This window comes from Aliterella sp. E5.1 (assembly GCF_057473825.1).
Genome location: NZ_JBYCCV010000059.1, coordinates 1 through 24,840, shown reverse-complemented (window position 1 = coordinate 24,840; position 24,840 = coordinate 1). Strand labels below are relative to the sequence as shown.

The 24,840-nt window shown below is 47.2% G+C and carries 28 protein-coding genes and 5 pseudogenes; 7 read left to right on the top strand and 26 right to left on the bottom strand.

The annotated features are described in order from the left end of the window. A pseudogene (locus AC2VE5_RS16965) lies at positions 1–118 on the top strand (IS1 family transposase); the annotation flags it as partial. Here the strand turns inward: AC2VE5_RS16965 and AC2VE5_RS16960 are convergent. The 6 genes and pseudogenes from AC2VE5_RS16960 to AC2VE5_RS16935 all read right to left on the bottom strand — a co-directional run. Continuing rightward, positions 110–271, bottom strand: a pseudogene (locus AC2VE5_RS16960) (GTPase); the annotation flags it as partial. The pseudogenes AC2VE5_RS16965 and AC2VE5_RS16960 overlap by 9 nt on opposite strands. A 45-nt stretch (positions 272–316) precedes the next feature. After that, on the bottom strand, positions 317–1,435 hold the full coding sequence (locus AC2VE5_RS16955) for an NAD(P)/FAD-dependent oxidoreductase (RefSeq protein WP_486888903.1): 1,119 nt from the start codon (positions 1,433–1,435) through the stop codon (positions 317–319). A gap of 20 nt (positions 1,436–1,455) precedes the next feature. Beyond that, on the bottom strand, positions 1,456–1,611 hold the full coding sequence (locus AC2VE5_RS16950; protein WP_486888902.1) for a WD40 repeat domain-containing protein: 156 nt from the start codon (positions 1,609–1,611) through the stop codon (positions 1,456–1,458). Continuing rightward, positions 1,604–2,593: a WD40 repeat domain-containing protein gene (locus tag AC2VE5_RS16945; RefSeq protein WP_486888901.1), complete on the bottom strand. Its 990-nt coding sequence runs from the start codon at positions 2,591–2,593 to the stop codon at positions 1,604–1,606. Before AC2VE5_RS16945 ends, AC2VE5_RS16950 begins: the two co-directional genes overlap by 8 nt. Beyond that, on the bottom strand, positions 2,565–4,025 hold the full coding sequence (gene cysS / locus AC2VE5_RS16940) for a cysteine--tRNA ligase (protein ID WP_486888900.1): 1,461 nt from the start codon (positions 4,023–4,025) through the stop codon (positions 2,565–2,567). The genes AC2VE5_RS16945 and cysS overlap by 29 nt, the downstream gene beginning before the upstream one ends. A gap of 56 nt (positions 4,026–4,081) precedes the next feature. Further along, the gene (locus tag AC2VE5_RS16935; protein ID WP_486888899.1) at positions 4,082–4,912 is read right to left on the bottom strand and encodes a nickel/cobalt transporter; all 831 of its coding nucleotides are present in this window, start codon (positions 4,910–4,912) and stop codon (positions 4,082–4,084) included. Between the two features lie 54 nt (positions 4,913–4,966). Between AC2VE5_RS16935 and AC2VE5_RS16930 the strand changes: the two genes are divergently transcribed. Further along, positions 4,967–5,920, top strand: a complete 954-nt coding sequence (locus AC2VE5_RS16930) for a RuBisCO small subunit-like domain-containing protein (protein ID WP_486888898.1) — start codon at positions 4,967–4,969, stop codon at positions 5,918–5,920. A 43-nt stretch (positions 5,921–5,963) separates the two neighbouring features. On the opposite strand, the gene hisI is transcribed toward AC2VE5_RS16930, so the two are convergent. The 14 genes from hisI to AC2VE5_RS16860 all read right to left on the bottom strand — a co-directional run bounded on the left by hisI (position 5,964) and on the right by AC2VE5_RS16860 (position 17,137). Next, on the bottom strand, positions 5,964–6,311 hold the full coding sequence (gene hisI, locus AC2VE5_RS16925; protein WP_486888897.1) for a phosphoribosyl-AMP cyclohydrolase: 348 nt from the start codon (positions 6,309–6,311) through the stop codon (positions 5,964–5,966). A gap of 5 nt (positions 6,312–6,316) precedes the next feature. Beyond that, a complete protein-coding gene (locus tag AC2VE5_RS16920; RefSeq protein ID WP_486888896.1) occupies positions 6,317–7,294 on the bottom strand; it encodes a CobW family GTP-binding protein in 978 nt (325 codons plus the stop codon). Positions 7,295–7,366: 72 nt separating this feature from the next. Further along, positions 7,367–8,005: a GTP cyclohydrolase I FolE gene (gene folE, locus AC2VE5_RS16915; RefSeq protein ID WP_486888895.1), complete on the bottom strand. Its 639-nt coding sequence runs from the start codon at positions 8,003–8,005 to the stop codon at positions 7,367–7,369. Positions 8,006–8,101: 96 nt separating this feature from the next. Next, on the bottom strand, positions 8,102–9,181 hold the full coding sequence (locus AC2VE5_RS16910; protein ID WP_486888893.1) for a CobW family GTP-binding protein: 1,080 nt from the start codon (positions 9,179–9,181) through the stop codon (positions 8,102–8,104). Positions 9,182–9,209: 28 nt separating this feature from the next. Beyond that, positions 9,210–10,232: a CobW family GTP-binding protein gene (locus tag AC2VE5_RS16905; RefSeq protein ID WP_486888892.1), complete on the bottom strand. Its 1,023-nt coding sequence runs from the start codon at positions 10,230–10,232 to the stop codon at positions 9,210–9,212. An 8-nt stretch (positions 10,233–10,240) separates the two neighbouring features. Further along, entirely contained in the window at positions 10,241–10,690 is a 450-nt protein-coding gene (locus tag AC2VE5_RS16900) for a SufE family protein (RefSeq protein ID WP_486888891.1), read from the bottom strand. A 310-nt stretch (positions 10,691–11,000) separates the two neighbouring features. Beyond that, positions 11,001–11,585 carry a protein-S-isoprenylcysteine O-methyltransferase gene (locus AC2VE5_RS16895; protein WP_486888890.1) on the bottom strand — a complete coding sequence of 195 codons (585 nt, stop codon included), beginning with the start codon at positions 11,583–11,585 and terminating at the stop codon, positions 11,001–11,003. A 51-nt stretch (positions 11,586–11,636) separates the two neighbouring features. Further along, entirely contained in the window at positions 11,637–11,921 is a 285-nt protein-coding gene (locus AC2VE5_RS16890; protein ID WP_486888889.1) for a Crp/Fnr family transcriptional regulator, read from the bottom strand. Positions 11,922–12,485: 564 nt separating this feature from the next. Then, a complete protein-coding gene (locus AC2VE5_RS16885) occupies positions 12,486–12,929 on the bottom strand; it encodes a FeoA family protein (RefSeq protein WP_486888887.1) in 444 nt (147 codons plus the stop codon). Positions 12,930–13,094: 165 nt separating this feature from the next. After that, positions 13,095–13,484: a DUF1636 family protein gene (locus AC2VE5_RS16880; protein WP_486888886.1), complete on the bottom strand. Its 390-nt coding sequence runs from the start codon at positions 13,482–13,484 to the stop codon at positions 13,095–13,097. Between the two features lie 111 nt (positions 13,485–13,595). Next, positions 13,596–14,168: a hypothetical protein gene (locus AC2VE5_RS16875; protein WP_486888885.1), complete on the bottom strand. Its 573-nt coding sequence runs from the start codon at positions 14,166–14,168 to the stop codon at positions 13,596–13,598. A gap of 50 nt (positions 14,169–14,218) precedes the next feature. Beyond that, on the bottom strand, positions 14,219–14,584 hold the full coding sequence (locus AC2VE5_RS16870) for a SaoD/DsrE family protein (RefSeq protein ID WP_486888884.1): 366 nt from the start codon (positions 14,582–14,584) through the stop codon (positions 14,219–14,221). Positions 14,585–14,596: 12 nt separating this feature from the next. Further along, on the bottom strand, positions 14,597–16,471 hold the full coding sequence (gene thrS, locus AC2VE5_RS16865) for a threonine--tRNA ligase (RefSeq protein ID WP_486888883.1): 1,875 nt from the start codon (positions 16,469–16,471) through the stop codon (positions 14,597–14,599). A gap of 417 nt (positions 16,472–16,888) precedes the next feature. Further along, on the bottom strand, positions 16,889–17,137 hold the full coding sequence (locus tag AC2VE5_RS16860; RefSeq protein ID WP_486888882.1) for a hypothetical protein: 249 nt from the start codon (positions 17,135–17,137) through the stop codon (positions 16,889–16,891). Between the two features lie 197 nt (positions 17,138–17,334). Between AC2VE5_RS16860 and AC2VE5_RS16855 the strand changes: the two genes are divergently transcribed. Beyond that, on the top strand, positions 17,335–17,619 hold the full coding sequence (locus tag AC2VE5_RS16855) for a hypothetical protein (RefSeq protein ID WP_486888881.1): 285 nt from the start codon (positions 17,335–17,337) through the stop codon (positions 17,617–17,619). A gap of 80 nt (positions 17,620–17,699) precedes the next feature. On the opposite strand, the pseudogene AC2VE5_RS16850 reads toward AC2VE5_RS16855, so the two are convergent. Continuing rightward, a pseudogene (locus AC2VE5_RS16850) lies at positions 17,700–17,957 on the bottom strand (metal ABC transporter solute-binding protein, Zn/Mn family); the annotation flags it as partial. Between the two features lie 36 nt (positions 17,958–17,993). Then, a pseudogene (locus tag AC2VE5_RS16845) lies at positions 17,994–18,922 on the bottom strand (IS1595 family transposase). Between the two features lie 85 nt (positions 18,923–19,007). Here AC2VE5_RS16845 and AC2VE5_RS16840 point away from each other — a divergent pair. After that, positions 19,008–19,184 (top strand): annotated as a pseudogene (locus tag AC2VE5_RS16840) (IS6 family transposase); the annotation flags it as partial. A gap of 151 nt (positions 19,185–19,335) precedes the next feature. On the opposite strand, the gene AC2VE5_RS16835 reads toward AC2VE5_RS16840, so the two are convergent. The 3 genes from AC2VE5_RS16835 to AC2VE5_RS16825 are packed head-to-tail and all read right to left on the bottom strand — an operon-like array spanning position 19,336 to position 21,989. Next, entirely contained in the window at positions 19,336–20,193 is an 858-nt protein-coding gene (locus tag AC2VE5_RS16835; RefSeq protein WP_486888880.1) for a metal ABC transporter permease, read from the bottom strand. Further along, entirely contained in the window at positions 20,193–20,969 is a 777-nt protein-coding gene (locus tag AC2VE5_RS16830; RefSeq protein ID WP_486888879.1) for a metal ABC transporter ATP-binding protein, read from the bottom strand. The genes AC2VE5_RS16835 and AC2VE5_RS16830 overlap by 1 nt, the downstream gene beginning before the upstream one ends. A 9-nt stretch (positions 20,970–20,978) precedes the next feature. Further along, the gene (locus AC2VE5_RS16825) at positions 20,979–21,989 is read right to left on the bottom strand and encodes a metal ABC transporter substrate-binding protein (RefSeq protein WP_486888878.1); all 1,011 of its coding nucleotides are present in this window, start codon (positions 21,987–21,989) and stop codon (positions 20,979–20,981) included. Between the two features lie 598 nt (positions 21,990–22,587). Here AC2VE5_RS16825 and merF point away from each other — a divergent pair. From merF to AC2VE5_RS16810, 3 genes are all read left to right on the top strand, one after another. After that, complete coding sequence (merF, locus tag AC2VE5_RS16820) at positions 22,588–22,797, top strand: mercury resistance system transport protein MerF (RefSeq protein WP_486888877.1); 210 nt, start codon at positions 22,588–22,590, stop codon at positions 22,795–22,797. A gap of 56 nt (positions 22,798–22,853) precedes the next feature. Continuing rightward, positions 22,854–23,345: a putative iron-sulfur cluster-binding metallochaperone gene (locus AC2VE5_RS16815; protein ID WP_486888876.1), complete on the top strand. Its 492-nt coding sequence runs from the start codon at positions 22,854–22,856 to the stop codon at positions 23,343–23,345. Positions 23,346–23,589: 244 nt separating this feature from the next. After that, positions 23,590–23,799, top strand: a complete 210-nt coding sequence (locus tag AC2VE5_RS16810; protein WP_486888875.1) for a hypothetical protein — start codon at positions 23,590–23,592, stop codon at positions 23,797–23,799. Here AC2VE5_RS16810 and AC2VE5_RS16805 read toward each other — a convergent pair. Continuing rightward, the gene (locus AC2VE5_RS16805; protein WP_486888874.1) at positions 23,794–24,474 is read right to left on the bottom strand and encodes a tyrosine-type recombinase/integrase; all 681 of its coding nucleotides are present in this window, start codon (positions 24,472–24,474) and stop codon (positions 23,794–23,796) included. The genes AC2VE5_RS16810 and AC2VE5_RS16805 overlap by 6 nt on opposite strands. Positions 24,475–24,840 lie beyond the last annotated feature (366 nt).

Below are 24,840 nucleotides of genomic sequence, written 5' to 3'. Positions count from 1 at the left end.
TTACTTCAATTGGATTTGGCAGCATAGTCGGTTCAAGTCCACTGCCGCACAACGAGCAGGATTAACCTCTCGACCATGGACTTGGAATGATATCGTGACCTATCCCACAATAATCTGACGCACTACCGGTTTCGCAGGCAACGGTGGAGCCGCGAAAGTTGGTACTGTAAGGAGAATGTCCAGTGAGTGAGGCAATCAGCTGAGATTTACCAGTGCTTTCTTTGCCGATCAGGACGATCGAGCGTTGGGTAGAAGGGGTAAGGAGGGGCATGGGCGGAGGGGTAGGGTTAAATATTATCGAAAATCAAAAATTGCTTCAGCAGATACAGTCGTTCTCGCAGCAGGAAAGGTCGTCGAGAAACATGCCCTCTTGACGATAGGTTTCCAGTGGTGTGGGATCAATGCCAAGACGATGGGCGATCTCATTCGCAACGACGGCAAAACGCTGACGAAACTTGTAGATAAAGCAAAAAATGACGTTCCTGTGACGTACCGCAGGTCCGACGACAAACAATCCCGGTGTGACAGTCGATTCATCTGCGTCAGTTAAGCTGGCATAGCCTTCAGCCCAATTAAACAGCGGGGCGATTTGCTTCAAGCTGCCCTCAAACCCGGTGCAAAGGATGGGTTTGGTTGGCGTAACCCACTTGTTATATTCGCTGTAAACAGCGTAACCGCCCGGAACTACCTGAACATTTTCGATCGCAACATTCCCAATCAGTTCTAATCGACCCGTTGAATAACACAACTCGATTCGTTGCTGCGTGTAAGGAGACAGAGAAATACTAGGGTCAGGATCTGGGTTTGCCCAGTTTCCAGCCCGGTCTAGCACCTTGACTTTCTTTCCCAACGCCACTAGATTCGCTGCTGCATCCATGCCGCTTTCATACCCGCCAATGACAACAAACTCATCACCTTGTAAATCAGCCCAGGATTTTACCTGAGAATTATGCAGACATAAATCTGCACCCGGAAAAGGAGTCAGGTTAGGATACTGAAATTCTCCGGCTGCCCAGATCAAAAACCGGGTTTTGAGCATACCATCTGGAACATGAAGCAGAAACCCTTGATGTTGGGGTAAGGGTTCAACTTTCTGGACTGCAACACCTGTGTAGACGGGCAGTTTGAAGTAATCGGCAACGGTTTCTAGATACTGGGCGTATTGCCTGCCATTGAGGTGTTCTCGCCGGAAGCCGATCGCGGGCGACGTTTTGCGGGCGATCGCATTCAAGTCGAGATGCCCAAAGCCGTGGCTGGGAAACGATGGGGTAATAAAGTGCATCTCCTGCGTCCAGCGACGGAAGGACTCTCCGATTTGATGCCGTCCCAGGATGGCAAAATTCCCCACCCCCAAGTCTTTCAACACAACGCCGACCCCAATCCCCGCCGCACCTGCACCGACGACAATAACATCAAACGCTTCTGGCTTTTTCATGAGGAGCAGCAATGAGTAAATTATAAGTTGATAATGATAATCATTCTATAGCTTTCCCTTGAACTTGAACAGGGCGACCATACGAACAACTCGCCCCGCTGCCCGCCGGCTGCTAAGTGTCGTTCACTAGGATGCCATGCTAAACAAGAAAAGCCCTCCTCCGCACCTTCAAGCACCTGCACCGCTTCCAGTGCTGCTTGCCATAAGATGATCCAGCCATCGTCTGAAAGCGAGGCAAGCAACCCAAGAGTGGGTTGCTTGCCAGATCCAGCACAGTGCCACTGTGGAGATCCAACTATTCCAGCCCTCCGGGGAGTGCATCCACATCGTCACCAGTTCACGAGTGGCGGCTGCCATAATCGGCGGCAAGTCAGCAGAGAGTGGAAGATCTGCCCATGCTAACTGTCGGATTTTTCCAGGAAATCCACGCATTAAAGTTGGCAAGTCATTCTCATCGGTCGGTTCACGCTGAAGGTGCTGCGCCTTCGACCAGTCCAGCACACCAATGCTGTGGTCATGAACAGCGCAGGCGAGATAGGAACCGTCTGGTGACCAGGAGATCGCACTGGCTGGCGAGGTCAACTCCCATTGATACAGACGTTCACCCCAATTATGGGCATTCCAGATGTGGATATTGCTTTTAAGGGCGCTCTCCAAATGCTTGCCATCCGGCGACCAGCGCATATCCTGAGAACTTGCAATCCCTGCCAAACTGGTTACTATTTCAGCCTGATTCGCATCCCAAATCTGCACCGTTTTCCCCTGATTAAATGCCAGATGATTGCAAGTGAGATGCCAGACTAGGCGATCGACCCAGGAGCCACATTCAAGCGTATCTGCGATTTTAGGGGCATCTCCATCCATCTGCCACAGCGTAATTGTGCCAGCTTGCCCACCCGTTGCCAACCACTCGCCGTCAAACGAAAAAGCCAGAGCATCAATGGATTGTCCGGTTGGCTCACACAGAGACGCACCGACACCCTTGTTCAGCAAATACACTTCCCCCGCACCAGAGGCAGCTGCTAAGGTATTGCCAATCGGCGACCAGGCGATCGCCGTCACATAATCTGACAACGTTGCTTTAGCGCTCAACTCCAGAATGGACTTTAAGGTCATGCTTGTTGCCTCTTCAGGATCGATGCCAGCGAGTCTGTCCATCAGGCTGATCAATCAGCGTAATGCCAGCCGCTTGCAGTTCGTTGCGGATGAGATCGCCCTCGGCATAGCGTTTTTCTTGCCGTGCCTGTTGCCGTTGTTGCAGCAGCAATTCAATCCAATCAGTATCCAGTTCTGGTGCAAAATTGGTTTCTTTATCTGCTTCTAAGCCGAGTACTTGGGCGAGTTGAATTAGAGTTTGTAATGAAGTCTGTAGCTGTAGATCAGAGAGGTCTTTTTCTGATTGATTACAGCGCAAATTAAACTCTCGTTTGAGTGATTTAGCTAACTCAAACAGCACTGCTAATCCAGCCGCTGTGTTGAAGTCATCATCCATTGCGGTCTGGAAACGGGCGATCGCTTTTGAGTCCAATTCACCCAGAATCGGCAGTTGCTCAGAGAGGCTGAGTTTCTGCCAATCCAACGTCAGCGAGTCTTTGAGCGTCTGCCAACCATTCTCGGCAGCCGCGATCGCCGCCTTCGTAAAATCCAATGGCTTCCGGTAGTGGGCTTGCAGCACGAATAGCCGAATCACCATTGGGTCAACAGGCTGTGGATACTCCGACCATTTGCCGTCCAGCAAATCTCGAATCGTGGTGAAGTTGCCCAGGGATTTAGACATTTTCTCGCCATTCACCGTTACCATGCCGTTGTGCAGCCAGTAGCGGGCTAAGGGCTTGTCGGTCAGCACTTCCGACTGAGCGATTTCATTTTCATGATGGGGAAATACCAGATCACCCCCACCGCCGTGAATGTCGATCGTTTCTCCCAGCCGTGCCCGGATCATGGCAGAACATTCGATGTGCCAGCCGGGTCGTCCTTTGCCCCAAGGCGAATTCCAGGCGGGTTCACCGGGCTTTGCCGCTTTCCACAGGGCAAAATCGCAGAGATATTCCTTTTTCTGTTCCAGATCATTGGGGTCAACTCGCCCACCCGCCCCAGCCTGCATCTGCTCTAGATGTCGTCCAGAAAGCTTGCCATACTCCGCAAATTGCCGCACGCTATAGTAGACATCGCCATCTACTGCGTAGGCGTAGCCCTTTGCTTCCAGAGCTTGAATCAATTGATGAATCGCTGGGATATGCTCCGTGACGCGGGGATATTCATCTGCATCTAGAATATTTAACTGTCGAATATCTCGAAAGTAAGCCGCAATGTAGCGATCGGTAATGGCTTGCATCGAACTGTTTTCTGCCTGTGCCCGATTCAAAATTTTGTCATCAATATCCGTGAAGTTTTGCACATAGCGCACTTGAAAGCCACGCCATTGCAAATATCGCCGCACTACATCCCAGCCAATGTAAGAGCGGGCATGACCCAAATGGCAGTCGTCATAGACCGTTACGCCACAGCAATACATCGTGACTTTAGCCGGTTCAATGGTAGCGAGGGGTTCCTTTTTCCGAGCCAATGTGTTGTAAATGAGTAGAGTCATGACTGAAAGAGACTGCCAAAATCAAAGGATAAATATTGCTTTGAGACAATTAAGGTTTAGACAACTGAAAATACGGTCAGCCCAATCCCAGCACACACAATAACAATGGCACTGAAGATCGATAGCTGTCCTGGCAGCTTGGGCACCACCCATTGTTCCAGCCACTGCTTGGCATAAACCACCAGTAGCCCTAAAGTGACCAATATCGATGCCATGCAAACACTAAAAGCACTCACCAGAAATAATCCATAAGTTGTTTGATGGAGTGCTACCGCACTCAACAGCAAGACCAATGCTGAGGGACAAGGCACCATTCCCCCCGCAATTCCTAACGTGATGAGAGATGACATAGAGGCATCAGATGCAGATTCGTGATGGTGAGGAGAGTCTAAACTGAGTTCATGGTGATGGTGGTGATGGGAGCAGTGCTCTGGTTCTGAATTCAGTCGGCACTTGAGCAACCCAACCCCAACCCCGCAAACCGTTAATCCACTCACCGCGCTCAGAACTGGATACAACTGTTCTGGCACCACATAATGCGAGGCGAAGAGTGCTCCAAACCCCAGCAAAAAGATGGTCAATATGTGGGTAATGGTTGTAACTAACCCCAGGAGTAAAGCGTGCTGGGGAGTGCCGCGATCGCCCACTAAGTAGGCACTGAGCATCGTTTTTCCATGCCCTGGTGCAAGAGCATGAACAGCACCAAACCCGAAGGCGATCGCTATTCCAGCCACGATCGTGCCAGGGTTTGGCTGCGACTCTAATAAACCTGTCAGCCCGATCGCGTGATCCAGGTGGGCTAGTATAAACGCTTGTTGCACGTTGGTTGTCCTCACGCCTTCAAAAACTTTACAGAATGTCTGAACCAAACAGGGAGAATGCACCATTTTACATAGACACTTTCCAGGTATTATTGAAATGATAATCATTATTATTCTAGCATGGACATCCACAATATCCCCGCCCCACCAACGCCCTGGTCATGGCAGCTGATTGAGCCAGCGATCAATTCAAGCGTCTACATTCACCCGCTTACCAACGTGATTGGCGATGTGCGAATCGGGGCGCAGGTTCACATCGCACCGGGGGTCTCGATTCGGGCAGATGAGGGGATGCCATTCCACATTGGGGCAAATGTGAATATTCAGGATGGTGCGGTGATTCATGGCTTGGAGCAGGGGCGAGTCACTGGGAATGATGGTGAACCTTACTCAGTCTGGATTAGTGACAATGTTTCCATTACGCACATGGCGTTAATTCATGGTCCGGCTTACGTGGGCAACGGCTGCTTTATTGGCTTCCGCTCCACGGTATTCAACGCTCGTGTTGGGGATGACTGTATCGTCATGTCCCATGCCCTGATTGAGAATGTCAAAATTCCGGCAAGTAAATACGTGGCTTCCGGATCAGTGATTACCCATCAGCAACAAGCTGATCGCTTACCCGATGTTCAAGAAACAGATTCAACGTTTGCCCGTCATGTGATCAGCGTTAATCAAAAACTTCGGCAGGGATACCTGTGTGCTGATGATAATATGTGTATTGCCGCAATCCGAGATGAATCAAATGGACATTCCGATCGTTCGCAAAGTAATGGATCTAGCAACGGTCATCGATCCTCTTTACCCTTAAGCCCTGAAGCGTTAGCCTGGATTCGCAGGCTGCTAAACCAGGGATACCACATTGGAGTAGAACATGCTGATGCCAGGCGATTTCGGGCAAATTCCTGGTCTGATTATAGATTGATTAAAACAACCCGCGAGGCGGAGGCGATCGCTGTTATTGAAGATTGTCTGCATGAACATCCTGATAAATATATCCGCTTGTTCAGCATTAATCCTAAAACGCGGCAGCGCGGCAGTGAGATGGTTATCCAACATCTGAAGGAAAGATGAAGGAGTTGGATCATTTCCATTACCTCATCACCGCTTTACCGCTTCACGCTTTAGCGAGCTGAACAGTATTGAAGAAACAACTTCTGGCTCCAGTGTGACAGGCAACATTACCCACTTGCTCAATCTTCAATAGAAGCGTATCCGCATCACAATCGTAGTAAAACGCTTTGACTTTTTGAATGTGTCCAGACGTTACACCCTTGTGCCAAAGTTCAGCACGCGATCGGCTCCAGTAGTGTGCCTCACCTGTTTCTAATGTTTGCTGAATTGATTCGCGGTTCATCCATGCCATCATCAGAACGGTGTTGTCTTGATGGTCTTGAGCGATCGCCGGAATCAATCCCATCTCATTAAATCTCAATTGTTCGATCCAAAGTAGATTTTGGTTCATCGCCATTACCGGGTAAGACAATTATTCAGACTTTGAATGAGAAAGAGTGAATCTAATTTGCGCCCAATCAATACCATCTGATTTTTGGGAGCAGTCATCCACTCGCTATCGTCGATCGTGAACCGCTTACCACTGAGTTGGAATAAATGGCGTTTAGGACTGTCGACAAACCAAAGAACGCCCTTTGCTCGAAACACGTTATCGGGAAGCTGATAGTCGAGGAATTGCTGAAACTTTTTGATGGATAGAGGGCGATCGCTTTGAAATGACACCGCCATAAACCCATCATTATTAAGATGTTTAGAATCAGGTGCGGGTGCTGCCAGAGTTTGAGTAGCAGAACTTGACTCTGCAAGATTGACATCCAAAATCAGCGAGAGTGGCATCCTGCCATATTCAGAGCGCAAGATTCTGGCACCTTCTTTAATTGACCGGAGATAGTTTTCTAGTTCATTCACTCTCCTCTCAGGCACTAAATCAGTTTTATTCAACAGAATAATATCGCCATAAAGAAACTGGTTCATGGCTGCACCGCTGCTGTAATGCTCCATTGGAGTCAATGTTTCTGCATCTGCGACAGTCACGAGCGCATCCAACTGAGTTAAATCTCGCAGTTCGGTACCCAGAAACGTCAGCGCGATCGGCAAAGGATCAGCAACACCCGTAGTTTCAACAATCAGATAATCAATCCGGTCTTGACGCTCCAACACTCGATAGACAGCATCCGCTAAATTATCATTGATGGTACAGCAGATGCAGCCATTCGTCAGTTCAATCATGTCTTCCTCAACAGCAATCAAGAACTGACTATCAATGTTGATATCACCAAACTCGTTGACTAAAACAGCAACTTTGTAGTGTTCAAAATTTTTCAGAATGTAGTTCAACAGCGTGGTTTTACCACTGCCTAAAAAGCCCGTAATGATAGTTACAGGAAGTTTCTGAGGCAATATGGCAAGAGTATCTCGCATAAGTGAAGTCATCTCAGCAGGCAAACGGTAGAAAAAGAGGCAATGGTGGCATGGAAAGCCACTGCCTCTAGGTAAGAGAAAGTTTTAGTGGAACGCTGGCGTATGGCGAATCAGGCTCATAAACTCCTGGCGAGTGCGGGCATCATCAGCAAACACGCCTTTCATAGAACTGGTCACAGTCCAGGAACCGGGTTTTTGGACACCACGCATCACCATGCACATGTGAGTGGCTTCAACCACCACCGCCACACCTTGAGGTTTGAGCAAGCCTTGCAGGGCTTCAGCAATTTGATGAGTCAACCGTTCCTGTACTTGCAAGCGACGGGCATACATCTCACAAATCCGGGCAATTTTGGATAAGCCAATTACGTTACCGTTAGGAATATAGGCAACATGGGCACGTCCTAAAATTGGCAGAATGTGATGTTCGCAGGAGCTAAACAGATCAATGTCGCGCACTAGCACCATTTCGCTGGCATCTTCATGAAATACGGCTCCGTTGAGTAATTCATCTAGCGATTGCTGATAACCAGAGGTAAGAAATTTGAGGGCTTTGACCACCCGTTTGGGCGTATCGCGTAGTCCTTCGCGATCGGGGTCTTCACCCATGCCGAGCAGCAATGTGCGAACGCCTTGCTGCATTTCCGCTTCAGAAACGGGGGGTTTAGCTTCAGTGCTGATGAGTTGCTTACGGATATCGTCGGGTGAGATTGATAGAGTCATGAGTGAATTTAGATTAAGTGATCATCAGCCGTAGAAATAGGGCGCGCAGTATGTCCCTCCTTCCAACAGACGACTGAACTGCTGCAAGACGATGGATCAGGCAAGACAATTTGCTAGATGCTGCCGCAGTTCATCAGCATTCAGGTTACGCCCGATAAAGACAAGCTGGTTCTTAGGAGAAGTTCGCCACGCTTCTGCGTTCAGGTCAAAGCGAGGACCGCTGAGTTGAAAAACGTTGCGTAAGTCACTTTCGCTAAACCAGAGAATGCCTTTTGCCCGAAAAACTTCTTGGGGTAATTGATTTTGCAAGAAGGTCTCAAACTTTTTCACATTAAAGGGACGATCGCTCTCAAAGGCAATCGATACAAACCCATCATTATCTAAGTGATCAGAGTGATGGTGGTGATGTTCGTGAGCATGATGCTCGTCGTAGTGATGATGGTCATGATGCTCGTGGTGATGTTCTGTATGCGGATGATCCTGCTGAGATTGCTCAATCTCTTCCTGGACTAAATCGGCATAGGCTTCTGGGTTATTGTAGCCTACATCCAAAATCAGTGGCAACGGCACCTGACCGTGTTGACTATGGAGGATTCTGGCACCTTTCTTGACTGTGCCAATATAAGCTTCTAAGTTCTTAACCTGGTCTGGATCTGCTAGATCGGTCTTGTTCAAAATAGTGATATCGGCGTAGGCAATTTGCTTGAACGCCGCTTCGCTATCGAAGTGATCGGGGGTAAATGTTTCAGAATCGACCATCGTGACGATCGAATCAAGCCGAGTTAGGTCACGCAGTTCTGTTCCCAAGAATGTCAGTATAATCGGCAGCGGATCAGCCACACCAGTCGTTTCAATCACCATATAATCGACTTGATCGTCTCGTTCTAGCACTCGATATACAGCATCTACTAACCCATCATTGATGGTGCAGCAAATACAGCCATTGCTCAGTTCTACCATGTCTTCATCCATCGACACGAGTAATTGACTGTCGATGTTGATGTCGCCAAACTCGTTGACTAAGACTGCAACTTTTAGATTTTGGCGATCGCTCAAAATGTGATTTAGTAATGTCGTTTTGCCACTACCCAAAAAGCCCGTGATGATGGTGACAGGCATTCCCCGTTTAGGAATTTCTAGAGAGGCGGTAGTAGTTTCAGTCAAGGTGCTAGTCATATTAGTTCCTCAGTTAAAAATGTTTATGCTAAATCGCAATACAGTTAGTTAATTGCTGCTTAATTTCGAGGGCATTCAAGTTTCGTCCAATAAACACGAGTTGGTTACAATCTGGTGGCTGTGAACGATTCTCTTTCAGAGACATTGCATGAACGCTCTTTAAATCACACCGCTTGCCACTCAGTTGAAACACATGGCGTAATTGGCTGCCCTGAAACCAGAGAATTCCTTTCGCACAATGAATATTGAGGGATAGGTTGTCGAGAAAGAATTGGAATTTGGGTAGGTCAATGAGGCGATCGCGCTCGAATGAAACTGACATAAACCCATCATTCTGTAAATTGTGAGAATGATGCTCATGATGGCTTGGATGGTCGGCTTGAGAGAGATTGAGATAGGAATTAGAGTCATTAAATCCGATATCTAAAATCAGAGGCAATGGTACTTGTCCATGCTGGGTTTGAATCACCCTGGCACCCGGCTTGATGGAGCGAATATAGGTTTCTAATTCGTCAATGCGATCAGGTGTGACTAGATCAATTTTGTTCAGTAAGATGATGTCACCATAAATCAACTGGTTCAGTGCAGCTTCACTGTCGTAGTGATTCGGCGTGAAGGATTCTGCATCAATAACCGTTAGAATCGAGTCAATATGAGTGACTGATTGCAGATCGGTGCTAATAAAACTCAGCATGATCGGCAATGGATCAGCAATCCCTGTGGTTTCAACCACGATGTAGTCCACTGCATCATCGTGATCGACCAACTCATAAACTGTGTCGATCAAGCTTTGATTGATGGCGCAGCAAATGCAGCCATTGCCTAGTTGCACCATATTTTCATCGACCGATACTAATAACTGGGAGTCGATATGAAGTTCACCAAATTCATTCACAATCACTGCCACTTTCAGGTCTTGACGATTACTCAAAATGTGATTGAGCAGGGTCGTTTTACCTCTGCCCAAAAAGCCTGTGACAATTGTGACAGGTATCCTTCGACTGGGAAGCGTTACGGATTCTTGACGAACCTGGACAACGGTATCGGTCATAACTACCCCTAATTCAGCGAAGGCGCATCCGCAAACTGACACGCCGTAGCTTTGCGTTGCATGAACTGGAAAATGTTGTAAAACCCGTTGCTGCGAGAAGGTGTGAGGCTGATATCAAGTCCGGTTATCTTGATGAAGTCGGGCGTGAGTTGCTGGATTTCTAGCGGAGACAATCCATTCAGTCCCTCAATCAACAGTGCCACCAGTCCTTTTATGATTTGGGAATCTGAGTCGCCCTGAAACGTGACGTTGCCATCCTTTAAGGTGGCGGTGATGTAGACTTGCGACACACAACCCGGAACTTTGTTGGCTGCCACTTTTGCGGATGCTGGAAATTTTGGCAGCCGCTTGGCAGGCCAGAGCAGATGCTCATACTTTCGCTTAGGGTCAGATGACTGCTGAAAGCGTTGCACCAGCCGTTCTAACACAAGAGGGAGTGAGGTTGAGGGATTGGACATCGGCTAAAGACGTGAATCAAAAATGATAATCGTTCTCATAGTAGCTTATCACAGCCTGATTTTTGATCTGCCTCAAAGAGTTAATGAGAATAGTTTGTTTTTAGATGAACTACCTTCAACCTGCTTGAGCGATCATATGGTGCGTTCTCCCAGACCCTAACACATAGATGGTTCCACCGGGGGCTGCATCGTCGTCCTGCAAACTCTGGGATTTGTGATTGCCATGATTTTTGCGCCTAAACACGGATCGTTAGTCAGAGCTAGGAAACCATCGACCGAATTGCCATGAATACTGGGTATTTCAACCCAATTAAAAGAGGTAAGGAACCAACCGCTTTGTTTGTTGCATGTAGAACTGATACTCATCTCCAAACTGTTCAAGCATCATTTGCTCTTCGTTGCCAATCCGTAACATATACATCACCCCAAACGAAATTAATCCTGCAAAACCAGCGATCCAGTTTGGCAGCAGAAGTGGTTGTGCCAAACACCACAACCACACCGACGTGTACATTGGATGACGAATGGTTTGATACACCCCATTGCTAATCAAAGTGTGCCCCTCTCTCATCTCCAATGTGGGCGACCAGTTCCTACCCAGATCAAAATGAGAACGCCAGAATAGCCAAAGCGCCACTGCAAATATGATCACTCCTAGCCAATTTGCCCAGAGCGGCAAGTTATAGTTGGCAAAATCTAGCCAGGGAGACAGGATATAGAGCAAAGGCAAGATGATCATGCCAAAGAAGACTAAGAGAATCAGCACTTTTTCCTGAGTTGTTTTGTGATCGTGAGTAATTTTATTCTTCTTATTTTCTCTGTGATGGGGAAAACGAATCACAAAACTAGCCACAACACCAATTATGAAAAGGATTTTTAGAGTCAATACATCCATATTGTCTATCTCCTGAGTAAATGGAAAACAATCTGTTAAATGTCAATAAATCTAAAAGTTTCTAGGTAACAGCAGGTATTTCTTTACCCAGCAAATGCGACCTTCCTGCTCCAACTGACTGAGTAACCGGGTTACGGTGACTCGCGTCGTGCCAAGGGCATCGGCAATATCCTGATGGGTGAGTCGTAGCCGAATCAGTTGTCCGTGATCTGACTCATGACCAAACTTAAACGCTAACCAGTCTAACAATTGCTGTAATCGCTGGTGAATCTGCCCGCTGCGAATCCGCAGCAACGTTTGGGTCTGGTGGAGATGAGACAATAGCAGTTGATTCAAATTCCAGCATTCATAAGATTGAAGCGCGCAAATCTCGACATCCGTTAAACATTCCACTTCATAGGTCTGAATGCAAGCGAGGGGTTGACCTACGGTGTCTCCTGTCCCCCAAAAGCCCAGAGTTATGATGGTGCCATCTTCAGCTAACGTGAACGTGCGAACGGCTCCGACCTCGATCTTCCAGAGGATATTGTCCTTTAATGGAATGGACTCTCGCCGCTTAAAGGTGCGTTGAATTGAGAAGCGCGGCTGCATGAGTGTGAGGTTAGCGTTGACCATTGGGTATGCCTGTAAAATGTCTGTATTGGAAAAGCAGGATTAGAAAAGTGTAGGTTTGTGACCAGAGGCTTCAGCAGAATGTTTGTAGGGAGAGGTCTGTAACAATCGGGTTGGCAGACCAAAATTCGGCATTTCCTGATGGCAGTGAGGGCAGAACCAGTAAATGCCAGCGCCTCGAACATGACGAAGGAGTGTATCGGTACAGCAAGGACAAGTAGACATAGGGACTCCAAGAAGTTGACGGTTAATAGTGATTACTGTGTTGTCCTCTCTATTGACCCGCAATTAATGAAGCTTCAAAAAGGGTGAGGCTGTCGGCAACCAGTGATTCAGGCCAGCATCGTCAGCGTGATGACCATAGACACTGACTAGAATTCTGTGCGTTAGTTTAGCTCCGATGCCAAGTCGGGCAGAACCGATCTGGATGATGACGGAGCCACCGGGATTCCGACTCATGACCTGAACTTCAACACCACAGTTAAATCCCATTTTCGTGAGAGAATGCATCTGGCTCGATGTTCCCTGTAGTCTTTGGCTCAGCAGGCGATCGCCCACGGATGCTCTAGAGGGCAGGAACAGGTTATCTTCAATCAAAGATTGAGAAGACGGCTGAATGTAGTTGGGATTCTGATCGACCTCAAACTCATGGCTGGAAAAGGCTTCTCGCTCTAACCTGCCATCGATGAAGGTAAAACCCCAGCCTTCATAGTTCTGCCAACTACCGCTCATAGGTCGATGTCCCGCTTGAGTTCAAAGTTAATGCAAAGATTGTCAACAAAATTTAGACTACTCGCTTAAGTAAGATCAATCATGGATGACTTGTATTTGGCAGAAGTGAGCTAACCACTCTCTTAGATTATCCACGTCCAATTATTGCTAATTTTTCTCAATAAGTCAAGAATAGCTGAACTTTGGTAGAGGTGGAATTCTCGCTAAAATTCCCTTCTTGAGGGCATCGGGTCGTTCCTGGCGGGGAACCATTCCATCTGGACTAGCATGGTATTGTTCTGCCAGTTGCAAAATCGCTGAGGCACTTTGCAGAGGCAGCAAATCACCAAACATTAGGGTGGTTTTGTAGAGAGCAGCGAGGGCGATCGAACAAGCTCGATTACAGCCACTCAAACAATCAACTGTCTCAATCTTGTACTCAGTTTGAAGTGTCCACTGTTGTTGCAGACGTAATAAGCTTTGTAGTAAGTGATAACCACCCCGCTGTCCCATATAGTCTCGTTGCGTCGATGAAAACGCACAGGACTTGCATAGAAATAAAACATGTTGAGCCATGATTCAGCATTTAGTGTGTGGGGTTACTGGGAAATGGAAGATAAAAGGTGATGGATGAAGAAGTGATGGGGTGAATGGGTAGATGAGTAGAGGCGTGAGGATCATTGGGGATTAATGCACTGGATGGGCGAAGCGGCTAAAGGAAAGATGCATAAGCAGTAGCCCGATCGCCCAAATGACCTCTTTGGCAAATAGGCTGCCAGTAATTGCCCAGGTCAACATGTGACTACCTATTAGCAGCCAGTCGAGTGCCAGGATTAAACTTTCAAACGCTGCAAAGCCAATTAGAGCGATCGCACCGCCCCACAAACAATGCCCTTTCAATGTCTTTTGACTAAATGGAGGACGGAGCGATGCCAGCATCGTGACGATGAGAGTTCCCAGTCCCATCATCAACCCCCAAAGCAGAGAATCGGCTGTCCACGGATACTGACGCAGTGTGTAGCCATAGACCTGATTCATCAACCAGATCGACATTGCAATCAGGATGGCTCGCTTGGGTTTGAATGTGGTTCCCGCGATCGCTCCAAACGCAACAAGCGGCGGATGGGGATAAATTACACTACTGAAAGCACCGATCGCGAGAAAGGACATGAACCAGATTCTGCTATGGGCTATCGCCTGCCACTGAGTTGACCAGAGAGTTTGTTCTGCAACCAAAGCATGGTGAGTTGTATTGTTCATGTTCCTCCTGTCTCCGTAGTAACATCTGAGATCGTCGTTGATCATAACGGCTAAATGGTGATGATGTGATCGGGCGGATTGCCAGCTAATGCAGCATACAGGTCTGGGAAGCAGCCGACCTGCACCCCTTCGACGGTGCCTGTTGGGTCGCAATGACCGGGTTCCCCTTTCGCTAACCCTCGTGATAGCGCACAGCGATCGCACATCATTAGCAGAATCTTTTTTTCTCTCGCAACCGTTGCAAGCCTTTCGCCAATCGGACTTCCCTGATGCAAACAGTAAGTGTTGTCGTCAAAGAAAAACATCCCGACGACTTCTGCACCGTGATTATTTTCTTCTAACTGCGGCAAAATCATCTGCCCCAATTTGTAATCTGCGGTATGTCCAGATGTGCTAAAAACGTAAGCAACTTTCATATTTCTCCTACTCTAAAGCTGTTGTTTGTTGACAATTGCCTGCTGCATTTTTTCGTGCAGTTCAGCTAGCATTAACGCTCCGAGTTCTCCTGCCTGACGGGTTCGCACACTTAAGGTTTGAGTTTCCACTTCGCGTTTACCGATGACCGCAACGACGGGAATTTTTTCGAGTTCTGCGGTACGAATTTGCTTGCCCAGGCGATCGCCACTGTGATCAACCTCAACCCGATAGCCCAGTTGTTTCAATTGCAGGGCGATCGCTGCTGCATAACCTCGCTGGTTATCGCTCACAGGTAACAACCGCACCTGCACTGGAGCTAGCCACAGCGGAAAATCCCCCGCATAGTTTTCAATCAAGATGCCGAAGAATCGCTCTAATGAGCCGAAGATGGCGCGGTGAATCATGATGGGACGTTGGCGAGAACCATCTGCCGCCACATATTCCATCTCAAATCGTTCAGGCAAATTAAAATCGACTTGAATCGTAGAGCATTGCCACAAACGACCGATCGCATCCTTGATCTTGATGTCAATCTTGGGACCGTAAAACGCACCGCCGCCCTCATCAGTCACATAATCCCAGCCTTTGGTATTCAAGGCTTGCACTAATGCGATCATCGCTAATTCCCAAATATCATCAGTTCCCACAGATTTACCAGGACGAGTCGAAAGATACACCTCGTATTGCGTGAAGCCAAAGTCGGAGAGAATTGTCTCCGTCAAGTTCAACACACCCAATATCTCATCCGCAACCTGGTCTGGCAAGCAGAAGATATGAGCATCATCCTGAGTAAAACCGCGCACACGCATCAATCCATGCAACACGCCCGATCGCTCATATCGATACACCGTCCCCAATTCTGCCCAGCGAATCGGCAACTCTCGGTAAGAGTGCAAATGGCTCTGGTAGGTCAGCACATGGAAGGGGCAGTTCATCGGTTTCAGTTGATACTGCTGCGCCTCAATCTCCATCTGGTCAAACATATTATCGCGGTAAAAGTCGAAGTGCCCCGACGTTTTCCAGAGATCGAGGTTGGCAATGTGAGGCGTGTAGAGTAGTTCATAGCCTGCATCTAAGTGTGCCTTGCGCCAATAATCTTCAATCAGCAGCCGCATCCTAGCTCCCTTAGGATGCCAAAACACTAACCCCCCACCCGCGTCGGCCTGAATACTGAAGAGATCTAGGTCTTGCCCCAACTTGCGGTGGTCGCGTCGCTTTGCCTCTTCTTTTTGGGTCAGGTAAGCCTGTAGTTGTTCTGGAGTTTCCCAGGCTGTACCGTAGATGCGTTGAAGTTGAGGCTTGGTTTCGTCCCCGCGCCAGTAGGCTCCGGCAACACTTTCTAGGGCAAAGGCATCAAGATTAATCTCGCCCGTGTAGTTGAGGTGAGGTCCGGCACACAGATCCCACCAGCAATCCTTGCCGATCGTTTTTTGCGCTAAAGCATCGGCAGAAACGTGAAACAACGAAGGCTCTGACACGCCTTGCAGGGTATCGAAGCAACCGATGAAGTAACGGGTAATCGGTTCACCTGCGGGAATGCTGTCGAGGATTTCCAGCTTATAGGGTTCGTTGAGTTGCTCAATTTCTGCCCGAATTTTCTGCCGATCGACCATTTCCTGAATGATAGGTAGATTAGCTTTAATAATCCGCCGCATCTCCATTTCAATCTGGGTCAAATCGTCTGGGGTGAAGGCGGTTCGGCGGTCAAAGTCATAGTAGAAACCCGTTTCCGTCCAGGGCCCGATTGTCACTTTCGTTTCTGGAAACAGCGTCTGCACCGCCATTGCCAGCATATGGGCGCAGGTGTGACGAATCCTTAAAAGAGTTTGTGGGTCACTTTGAAGAACACTTTCCCCAGCGGTTGAACGGTTAATTTGACTGACCATACCTAATTATATAATGATAATCATTATCAACTTAACACAATCAACCCGAATCTGCCGATCAGTCGATTGGGGTACAGCCCAGTTTCGCCACAGAGGTAGCCATAGCGATCTCTCAGGTAGATAAGAAATAATAATTATTCTCAAAGCACGATACAAACTTCTCTTTTAACCTTGAGGTAAAGATGAAAGTCAGTCAGGATAATCCTCACAGCAAGTCGGGTTCAGCTAAAATCTCGTGAGCGGCTGGTGACGCAGGCAGTTGCTTTCTGAGGTGGCGTCATGCATAATTTGACCTTTCACGCTTTAGTCTGGATCTTCTCACTCAGTTGGAGTCTCCTGATATGTCGCAACTTGCAATCGTTGGTAAAGGTGGCAGCGGCAAAAGTACGGTTTCCTAGCTGCTGATTCAATATCTTACTAGCCTGCAACAACCCGTTTTGAGAATTGATGCAGACTACAATATGAACCTGCTGTCGAATTTAGGATTGGACTATTCCGGCGAAGTGCCAACCCTGCACCATTCGCATCAGCAGTTTCGCCGTCTGGTTGGCTTGGCGGCACAAGAGCCTTGGGGAAACTTGCAGCATAGAGAACGCTGCCGAAGTTTTCAGTCAACCCAGATGATGCATACACCGCCGCTCTGACACTACAAATTACCGAGTTCATCAAACTGATTGTGGTGGGTTTGGGCGATGAAGATGTGTTCGATAGCCCCCTCTGCGGCCATAGCCAGGTTGCACCACTGAAGTGGTATTTGCCTAACCTGGAAACCCACGGCACCCCAGTGATCATTGATAGCGCGGCTGGAATAGATATGCTCAAATACAACCTTTACCAGGGCTGTGATGCCTTAGATTGGAGTTGTGGAAGATCTCCGCAACAGTATTCGCGTGTTGAAGCAAATTCAGCAAGCCGCCGATCGTCTAGGGAGCCAGTTTTACGTGGTTCTGAATCAAGCTGTAGGAGATCGGGTGCCAAACGAGATTTTGGAGAATTGGGGGAAACAACTATTGGGCGTACTTCCCCGCGATGAAGCGATCGCCACCTATGATTATGCTCACGTTAGCCAACAGACAAAAGATGCTATTGGAATAATTTGGCAAACGCGACTAGGTACGATAAGTCAAAAACGTATGGCAATAGTTTGATTCGCACAACCGCTTGCTGTCAGGTTACTAACCAAACGATAAAGACTCCATTGATTCTGAGGTCAATTTACCTGTTTGGATCATGCTGCCTTATTGATCCATTCAATCCATATTTTGGCTTGAGGAAGCGTTAAATCCACCAGGCTAGAGGTTTTGGGCTGAAACGGCGTGAACTTCCCACCTAACCCTCTGACAATTGCCTCCGTATTGCCAAGCAGCATTTTCTGATAGGTTTCACCTGACGATCCAGGTTCGCCTAAGCCATCAGCATACAGTTCTTGTTCCGAAAGTTTGACATTGGCTTCCTTCGCAACAGCTTCGATCAGCTTCGGGTTAAGCTGATAGACATTTGGCTCAATAGGTGTTTCAGGGAGCTAAGTAAGAAGGGTCTCCAACAAAGCACTCAGCAAGGCTTTCCCTCGCTTTTTGGCATTGTGGACGAACTCGAAAAAGCTCAAGTACAAGGGTAACTTTTCTTGAGAGATGCCTCGATGGGGTCGTAACCAGGAGCGCAATAGCGACCAAAATCCCTCCATCGTATTGACATGCACCTCACAAAATCCATCGCCATCTTCATCACGGGCGTATTCGCCTCGACCATGACACACTGTTTTATGCTCATAGCCCCACTTGGTTACAGGAGTGTAAATGGCATACTCATCAGTGTAAATCAGACTACCGAGGGCAATAGTTGCCTTGATTAACGGCTTGATTGTCGCCTGCTTGACGTTGGCTAGCATCCGAATCACCACTTCTCCATCTCGTTGGATCATCCCGAAAATCGGTAGTTTTTCCTTCTTTTGGGTGCCTCTGCCCCGAACCCCCTTGAGGCGGTTTCGCCTCCCAAGACGACCTTTTTTTTCACCGCTTCGGGGTTGCCTTTATGTCCTGCCGTGACATACATCTCGTCACACTCCACTTCTCCAGACAACATGACTTCTGGTTTACCTGCAATAATCCCGGTTCGCAGTTGACAAGTCATTTGGTACACATCATCCTTGTCTAAATCCAATTCCTGAGCAATTTGCTGATTCGACAGGTTCAATCCCATAAAGTACAAGCACAGAATCCAAACCCGTAGGGGCTGATGATGTCCGGCAAAAATCGTGTCGGTCAAATCATCGAAATGGAAGCTGCAACCTTTGCACTGATATCTTTGACGCTCCGATTGGGTTTCATTCTTACCTCGCTTGATGATTTCATCGCCCTCACACTTGGGACAGTTTACCCCCTGCGGCCATCGGATCTGGCGTACTGTCTCATAGCATTTAGCATCCTCAATCAGGCTGGCAAGGTTAAGCATCTTAGGCAGGAACCAACTCTATTGCAGGTATTTTACCACGAGGTATCTCTCGCTCGATTTCATCTCCCTGGAATCCCTATTGAGCCTAAAACGATTAGTCAAACCGATCATGGGATTTGGCTCATTCAACACGGCACGGCGAACCATCAGAGGGCATGAAATTATGAACATGATGAGCAAAGGACAAGTTTTGGAAGTTCCCAAGGGAGCCGTCAAAGAGCGGGTTCTCTTCCTCAATCAAATCTTTAGAGTGGTTGGATAAATTCAACTCCTGCAACAGGCTTTTTCTATCCTTATGAATTTCTTGCAACACAACCCAATTCGGTAAACAACGCCTGTGGAAACTGTAACCAGTAATGGCAACACTGCGATCAGTGTCATGATTCGACGCAATCTTCTGAAATGCTGAATGGTCATGATGATTCAGTTAATTGTTTTCTGGATCGGACGAGCAATCCATGTTTGGGCGCAAAGATCATCGCGATCACAAATAACAGTGTTTGTAACACTACAATACAGCCTCCAGTTGATCCATCAATGTGGTAGCTGATATAGGTGCCCATGACGCTGGAAAATACGCCCGAAGCCATTGCAATCCAAATTATGTGGTCAAAGCGATCGCTCAACAAATACGCTGTTGCCCCCGGAGTGACCAACATAGCAACGATTAAAATAATGCCAACCGTCTGAAGCCCAGCAACCGCAGTCAGCGATAGCAAAGACAGCAACACGTAGTAGAGAAAAACAATGTTGATCCCAATGGATTGGGCATGAGTGGAGTCAAAGCAGAACAAGACTAAATCTTTGCGTAAAATCGCCAGCGTCACCAGGGTGATCGCACTAATGACAACGGTTTGGATGATGTCAAAATCCGAAATTCCTAGGACATTGCCAAACAAAATGTGGGACAAATCGACTGTGCTTGTGATTTTGGAAATCAGCACGACACCGAACGCAAAAAATCCAGTAAACACCACTCCAATTACCGTGTCTTCTTTAATGCGAGTTTTGGATTTAATGAACCCGATTGCAATTACAGAACCCACCCCAAACACAAATGCACCAATCGCAAAAGGAATATTCAGCACATAAGCAAGCACCACTCCCGGCAGCACAGCATGGGAGACAGCATCCCCCATCAATGCCCATCCCTTCAATGTCATGTAACAAGATAGGGCAGAACACACTAACCCCACCAAAGCACTGACGAAAATTGCCTTGACCATAAACTCATGCTGCAACGGTGCCGCAAACCACTGAACTAAATCCACTACTGCTCCTCCTGATTGACCGGAGTTAAGCGACTTTTGGTAGATGAGAAATCGCCAACCGAACCGCCAAACGTGCGGGAAAGATTTTCTTCAGTGAACACCTCGGAGGTGTCGCCGTATGCCAAAATGCTGCGGTTAATCAATACCACCTGGTCGCAAAATGTAGTGATGGAGGCAAGATCATGGGTTGATATCAGAATAGTATGTCCTGCTTGTCGCAGTTGTATAAGTAGATCAATCATCATTTTTTCGGTTTTGATATCGACTCCAGCAAAGGGTTCATCCAGTAGCAAAACGGTTCCTTGTTGCGCTAATGTCCGCGCAAAAAAGGTGCGTTTTTTTTGTCCGCCTGACAGTTCACCGATTTGGCGATCGCGCATCTGCCACATTTCTACACGCTCTAATCCCTCTCGCACGGCACGTTTATCGGGCGATCGAGGTATTCGCAGTAGATTCATGTAGCCATAGCGCCCCATCATCACTACATCATGAACGCTCACCGGAAAGTTCCAGTCCACTTCCTCTGACTGGGGTACATATGCCACCAGACTGCTTTTTTGCACCCGACGAATCGGCAACCCATTAATCAAAATTTGTCCGGTAACAGGCTTGACAAATCCCATAATTGCTTTGAACAAGGTCGATTTTCCCGCACCATTCATCCCCACCAAGCCGCAAATGGTTCCCGCTTTGAGTTGCAGTGAGGCGCTGTGCAATGCCACTTTGCCATGATAGGCAACCGTCACATTTTCAATGTCAATGCTAATCTCATTCATAGGGTTTCTCTAATTACCTTGTAGTCCTTTTATCAAAGTGTTGACGTTGTATTCCAGTAGCTTGAGATAGGTTGATGCCGGACCATCGGCAGGAGATAGAGAATCGACATAAAACACACCTGCAAATTTTGCGCCCGTTTCCTTCGCTACCTGAAGCTGTGCCTCGTTGCTGACCGTGCTTTCGCAGAACACTGCCGGAATCTGGTTTGCCCTCACCGTATTGATTACTTTTTCCACCTTTTTCGGCGTGGCTAGCTGTTCGGCATTAACTGCCCAAATATAGACCTCCTTTAATCCATAGTCGCGGGCAATGTAGGAAAATGCGCCCTCACAACTGACGATGTAGCGTTTGTCGGGAGGAACGGCAGCGATCGCCCGTTTCAGTTTAGTGTCGATCTCCCGAATCTGCTGACTGTAGACTTTTGCATTCGCGTCATAGGTTGCCGCATTCGCCGGATCAAGCTCCCCTAGTGCCTTACGAATATTATCAGTGTAGATCAAGGCATTTTGGGGTGACATCCAGGCATGGGGATTAGGCTTCCCTTGGTAGGAGTCCGCGGCAATATTGACGGGTTGAAAGCCTTCACTCAAGGTAATGTGGGGAACTTTGGGCAAACTGTTATAAAATCGCTCTGCCCATCGCTCCAGGTTCAAGCCATTTTCCAAAATCAGATCAGCTTTTTGCCCCCTTTCTAAGTCGCTCGGCGTGACTTCGTAACCGTGAATCTCCGCACCTGGCTTGGTGATGGACTCGACAATTGCCTTATCTCCCGCCACGTTTTGCGCCATGTCTGCCAAGACAGTAAATGTGGTCAGGATGACTTTTTTATCTTTACGGGTACGGATGGGGTCAGTAGCCGTCGTAGGGCTAGAGGATTCATTCTGTGCAGTTTGAGTTGAAGTTGTCCGAGAACCACACCCACTCAGCCAAACTCCTAGTAATAGACCAATCAGACTAATTTGACAACCTTGAAACGCTGTCAAACGTCTGCTAAATATGGGCTGTTTATAAGTCATCATTGTCTTTCATTTTTCTTTCATAATTGTTAAAGATACCATAAGGTAAGAAATAATGAAAAGATTATGAAAGGTCTACGATGTGCGATCACGCCCGTGTCAATAAGAGCGTAATCAACGGCTTGTTGCAAAAAATCTTAATAATTGAGTAGTGATATGGAAGTAGTGGTGAGGCACAATTCTTGAGTGGTCAGTATTCTGTACAATATGGTTTTTTTTGTAAGACCCCTCGGAAAAGGGGATTAGTACAAAAAGAGGTTTGGTCTTACATCCTTGAAATTCTTTCCAGCAAAGCTTTTCACTTGCAAGATAGATCTCAATAACTCTACTTTTTGAGACTCGCCCATATCGTATCTCTTTTCGTGTCTCAAAAAGCAATTCTTAAATGCTCTAAGGAGTAGTGATACTCTCCCAAACGCATAGCTTTCATTGGTTATTCGTTTGGCAGAGTAAAGCCCCATTCTAGATCAAAATCCTTAATCACCTTTTTCGAGGGTTTATACAAATAACCCCAAACTAGTCAAGCTGTTACATTGTTGTGAAGAGAACCTCAGCCGCTACGGTTTAACAACTCCTTGTATTGTATTTGGAGAAACTCAACATGAAACCAAAAACGGCTCTGTGGGCTAGCATCTCAGGTCCTGTGCTAATAGGAGTGTGTTGCTTTACACCAGTTTGGGTTGTTACACTGAGCGCTTTGGGACTAGGAGGGGTGCTTGGATATCTTGATTATGTGCTGCTTCCAGCTTTGGCAGTAATGGTAATAGTTACCTTAGTCTCTTATCAACGGTATCGCCGTCAAAATTATTGAGAAAGAGCTTTATACTTTTTTCAATAATTGTTAAATCTTGAAAGGATATTTTTTGTATGCGTGAATTTAGTTATCTGAATGAATCTACTGATAAAACTCCGGTGATGCTCCCTCAGCATACTTGCCCGAAGGATGGCACTACAGGAAAACCGGTTAAACTCATTACCTTGAAAAGCCTATTGATTGCGGCTGCGCTGGAGCGGTTAGATCCTCAAAGCACCTATATGTTTTGTCGCAGTTCTGATTGTTCTGTAGTTTACTTTTCTGAAAAAGATCAGATATTTACAACGGGGGATTTAAAAGTTCCTGTCTTTCAAAAAGATCATCAGGAGCAGGTGTCGGTTTGCTACTGCTTTGACTGGAGTCGTCAGCGCCTTCGAGAAGAGATTGAACAAACTGGTATGAGTACTGCTGTTACTTCTATCACGTCTCACATCAAGGCAAAACGGTGCGGTTGTGAGGTAAATAATCCTCAGGGAACTTGCTGTTTAGCAAATGTTCGAGAGACTGTGGAGCAGATTAAGCGATCGCTGCACTCTTATGATTAATCAGCGGGGACAACTACACTATCAAGTCAGGTTGCTTCCTCTTGGGTGCGGAATTTGGGATGTATCGCTAATGCAATATCATCTTAAAATTTTATCGGATACCAGCAATTGCTCGAAAGTTTGAGAAATCCGGGTTTGAAAGCGTTCCCGATACTTTAATAAAAAGAAAGGTCGTGATAGCAGGGATAATTTGTTGGTTAAAAAAATATTAGAATAATTGAAACCAAAGAGTTGGAGAAAAGAAATGGGAGCAAAATTAATCAAATCACTCCAGGAAATTAGAGATTTCCGCGCTGCTCAAGGTAGACGCTATCCAATGCAGGTTAATTTTGCTATTAGTTGTGATGGGAACAATCAGTGGATGCCGAAGTTACTACGCACTGGAGGATTTTGGGGTACGACACTATCAATGCACTGTAATAATTATCTACGCCTGCATCTACGTCTTTCATGACTCCAGATACAAACTGGAACTATCAGTTGGTCGGGCATGAAGATAACGCCCAGTAGTGGCAATGTTGGCATGACCTAAAGTTTCTTTGACCAAATGCACTGGAGCGCCCCGGTCCATCGCATGACTTGCATGGGCGTGTCTCAGCCAATGAGGGCTGATAGCCTTGGCAATTGTTGGTTCTAATCCTGGTACTCGTTGAGCCGCCGCTTTGACAATTCGATTCACCTGTAATTGGCTTAGATAACCTTGCTGCTTACGGCTAGTAAACACGGGTTCTCCTAGTTTCGCAACTCCTCGCAGAGACTGCAATTCCTGCCATAGACTACCTGGAAGCTTGATTGACCGTGTCTTGCCACCTTTGCCATACACCAATACTTGTCCTCCTCCTCCTTCTCGCGGTTGCAAAGATGACCACTGCAACTGCGTTATTTCAGATACACGCAGCCCAGCAATATATATCAGCTTCAGCAATACGCGGTTACGCAAATTTAGTTCTAGTCCAATCATCGTCTGCACTACCCACTCAGGTAAAATACGCTCTGCTAAACAGTCTTTTACCTTGGGAAGAGCGATCGCTCCAGCGGGATTAGCTTTAAGCAGCCCGGTTTTTTGATGAGCAAAGGTAAACAGAGATTTAATTGCCGCGATCGCCCTTGATTGAGAAGAAACAGCCAAAGCACTCTGACTGAGTGCCGTTGCATATCCTTGAAGGGGTCGAGCCGAGATAGCTGTAAAAAAGTGCCACTTACCTTAGCAGACATGAATTTAGGGGTTTTTGAGGAGCATTAGCAGACATAAAACTCTTTTTTGGGTCAATTTATATCTGCTAATCTTAGTTAGCAGATATCAGTAAATCAAATGTAGTATAGATGAAATGCTTACTCTGTAGGTATTTCCAGTGAATTGGCACTTTTGAGAAGGTCGAGGGGAGCATTGCTACTCCACCCCTCCTATCCGCAACCGTGCTTGTAACTTTCACTACACACGGCTACTCAATGTGTTTCCCTTTTGTCAGTACGGAACTTCAAGCTACCATCATTG

Coding starts and splice junctions, on each gene's coding strand:
- AC2VE5_RS16955 (WP_486888903.1), bottom strand. CDS start 1,435: ATGAAAAAGCCAGAAGCGTTTGATGTTATTGTCGTCGGTGCAGGTGCG.
- AC2VE5_RS16945 (WP_486888901.1), bottom strand. CDS start 2,593: ATGGACAGACTCGCTGGCATCGATCCTGAAGAGGCAACAAGCATGACC.
- cysS (WP_486888900.1), bottom strand. CDS start 4,025: ATGACTCTACTCATTTACAACACATTGGCTCGGAAAAAGGAACCCCTC.
- AC2VE5_RS16935 (WP_486888899.1), bottom strand. CDS start 4,912: ATGGTGCATTCTCCCTGTTTGGTTCAGACATTCTGTAAAGTTTTTGAA.
- AC2VE5_RS16930 (WP_486888898.1), top strand. CDS start 4,967: ATGGACATCCACAATATCCCCGCCCCACCAACGCCCTGGTCATGGCAG.
- hisI (WP_486888897.1), bottom strand. CDS start 6,311: ATGAACCAAAATCTACTTTGGATCGAACAATTGAGATTTAATGAGATG.
- AC2VE5_RS16920 (WP_486888896.1), bottom strand. CDS start 7,294: ATGACTTCACTTATGCGAGATACTCTTGCCATATTGCCTCAGAAACTT.
- folE (WP_486888895.1), bottom strand. CDS start 8,005: ATGACTCTATCAATCTCACCCGACGATATCCGTAAGCAACTCATCAGC.
- AC2VE5_RS16910 (WP_486888893.1), bottom strand. CDS start 9,181: ATGACTAGCACCTTGACTGAAACTACTACCGCCTCTCTAGAAATTCCT.
- AC2VE5_RS16905 (WP_486888892.1), bottom strand. CDS start 10,232: ATGACCGATACCGTTGTCCAGGTTCGTCAAGAATCCGTAACGCTTCCC.
- AC2VE5_RS16900 (WP_486888891.1), bottom strand. CDS start 10,690: ATGTCCAATCCCTCAACCTCACTCCCTCTTGTGTTAGAACGGCTGGTG.
- AC2VE5_RS16895 (WP_486888890.1), bottom strand. CDS start 11,585: ATGGATGTATTGACTCTAAAAATCCTTTTCATAATTGGTGTTGTGGCT.
- AC2VE5_RS16885 (WP_486888887.1), bottom strand. CDS start 12,929: ATGAGCGGTAGTTGGCAGAACTATGAAGGCTGGGGTTTTACCTTCATC.
- AC2VE5_RS16880 (WP_486888886.1), bottom strand. CDS start 13,484: ATGGCTCAACATGTTTTATTTCTATGCAAGTCCTGTGCGTTTTCATCG.
- AC2VE5_RS16875 (WP_486888885.1), bottom strand. CDS start 14,168: ATGAACAATACAACTCACCATGCTTTGGTTGCAGAACAAACTCTCTGG.
- AC2VE5_RS16870 (WP_486888884.1), bottom strand. CDS start 14,584: ATGAAAGTTGCTTACGTTTTTAGCACATCTGGACATACCGCAGATTAC.
- thrS (WP_486888883.1), bottom strand. CDS start 16,471: ATGGTCAGTCAAATTAACCGTTCAACCGCTGGGGAAAGTGTTCTTCAA.
- AC2VE5_RS16860 (WP_486888882.1), bottom strand. CDS start 17,137: ATGAACTCGGTAATTTGTAGTGTCAGAGCGGCGGTGTATGCATCATCT.
- AC2VE5_RS16830 (WP_486888879.1), bottom strand. CDS start 20,969: ATGAATGAGATTAGCATTGACATTGAAAATGTGACGGTTGCCTATCAT.
- AC2VE5_RS16825 (WP_486888878.1), bottom strand. CDS start 21,989: ATGATGACTTATAAACAGCCCATATTTAGCAGACGTTTGACAGCGTTT.
- merF (WP_486888877.1), top strand. CDS start 22,588: ATGAAACCAAAAACGGCTCTGTGGGCTAGCATCTCAGGTCCTGTGCTA.
- AC2VE5_RS16815 (WP_486888876.1), top strand. CDS start 22,854: ATGCGTGAATTTAGTTATCTGAATGAATCTACTGATAAAACTCCGGTG.
- AC2VE5_RS16810 (WP_486888875.1), top strand. CDS start 23,590: ATGGGAGCAAAATTAATCAAATCACTCCAGGAAATTAGAGATTTCCGC.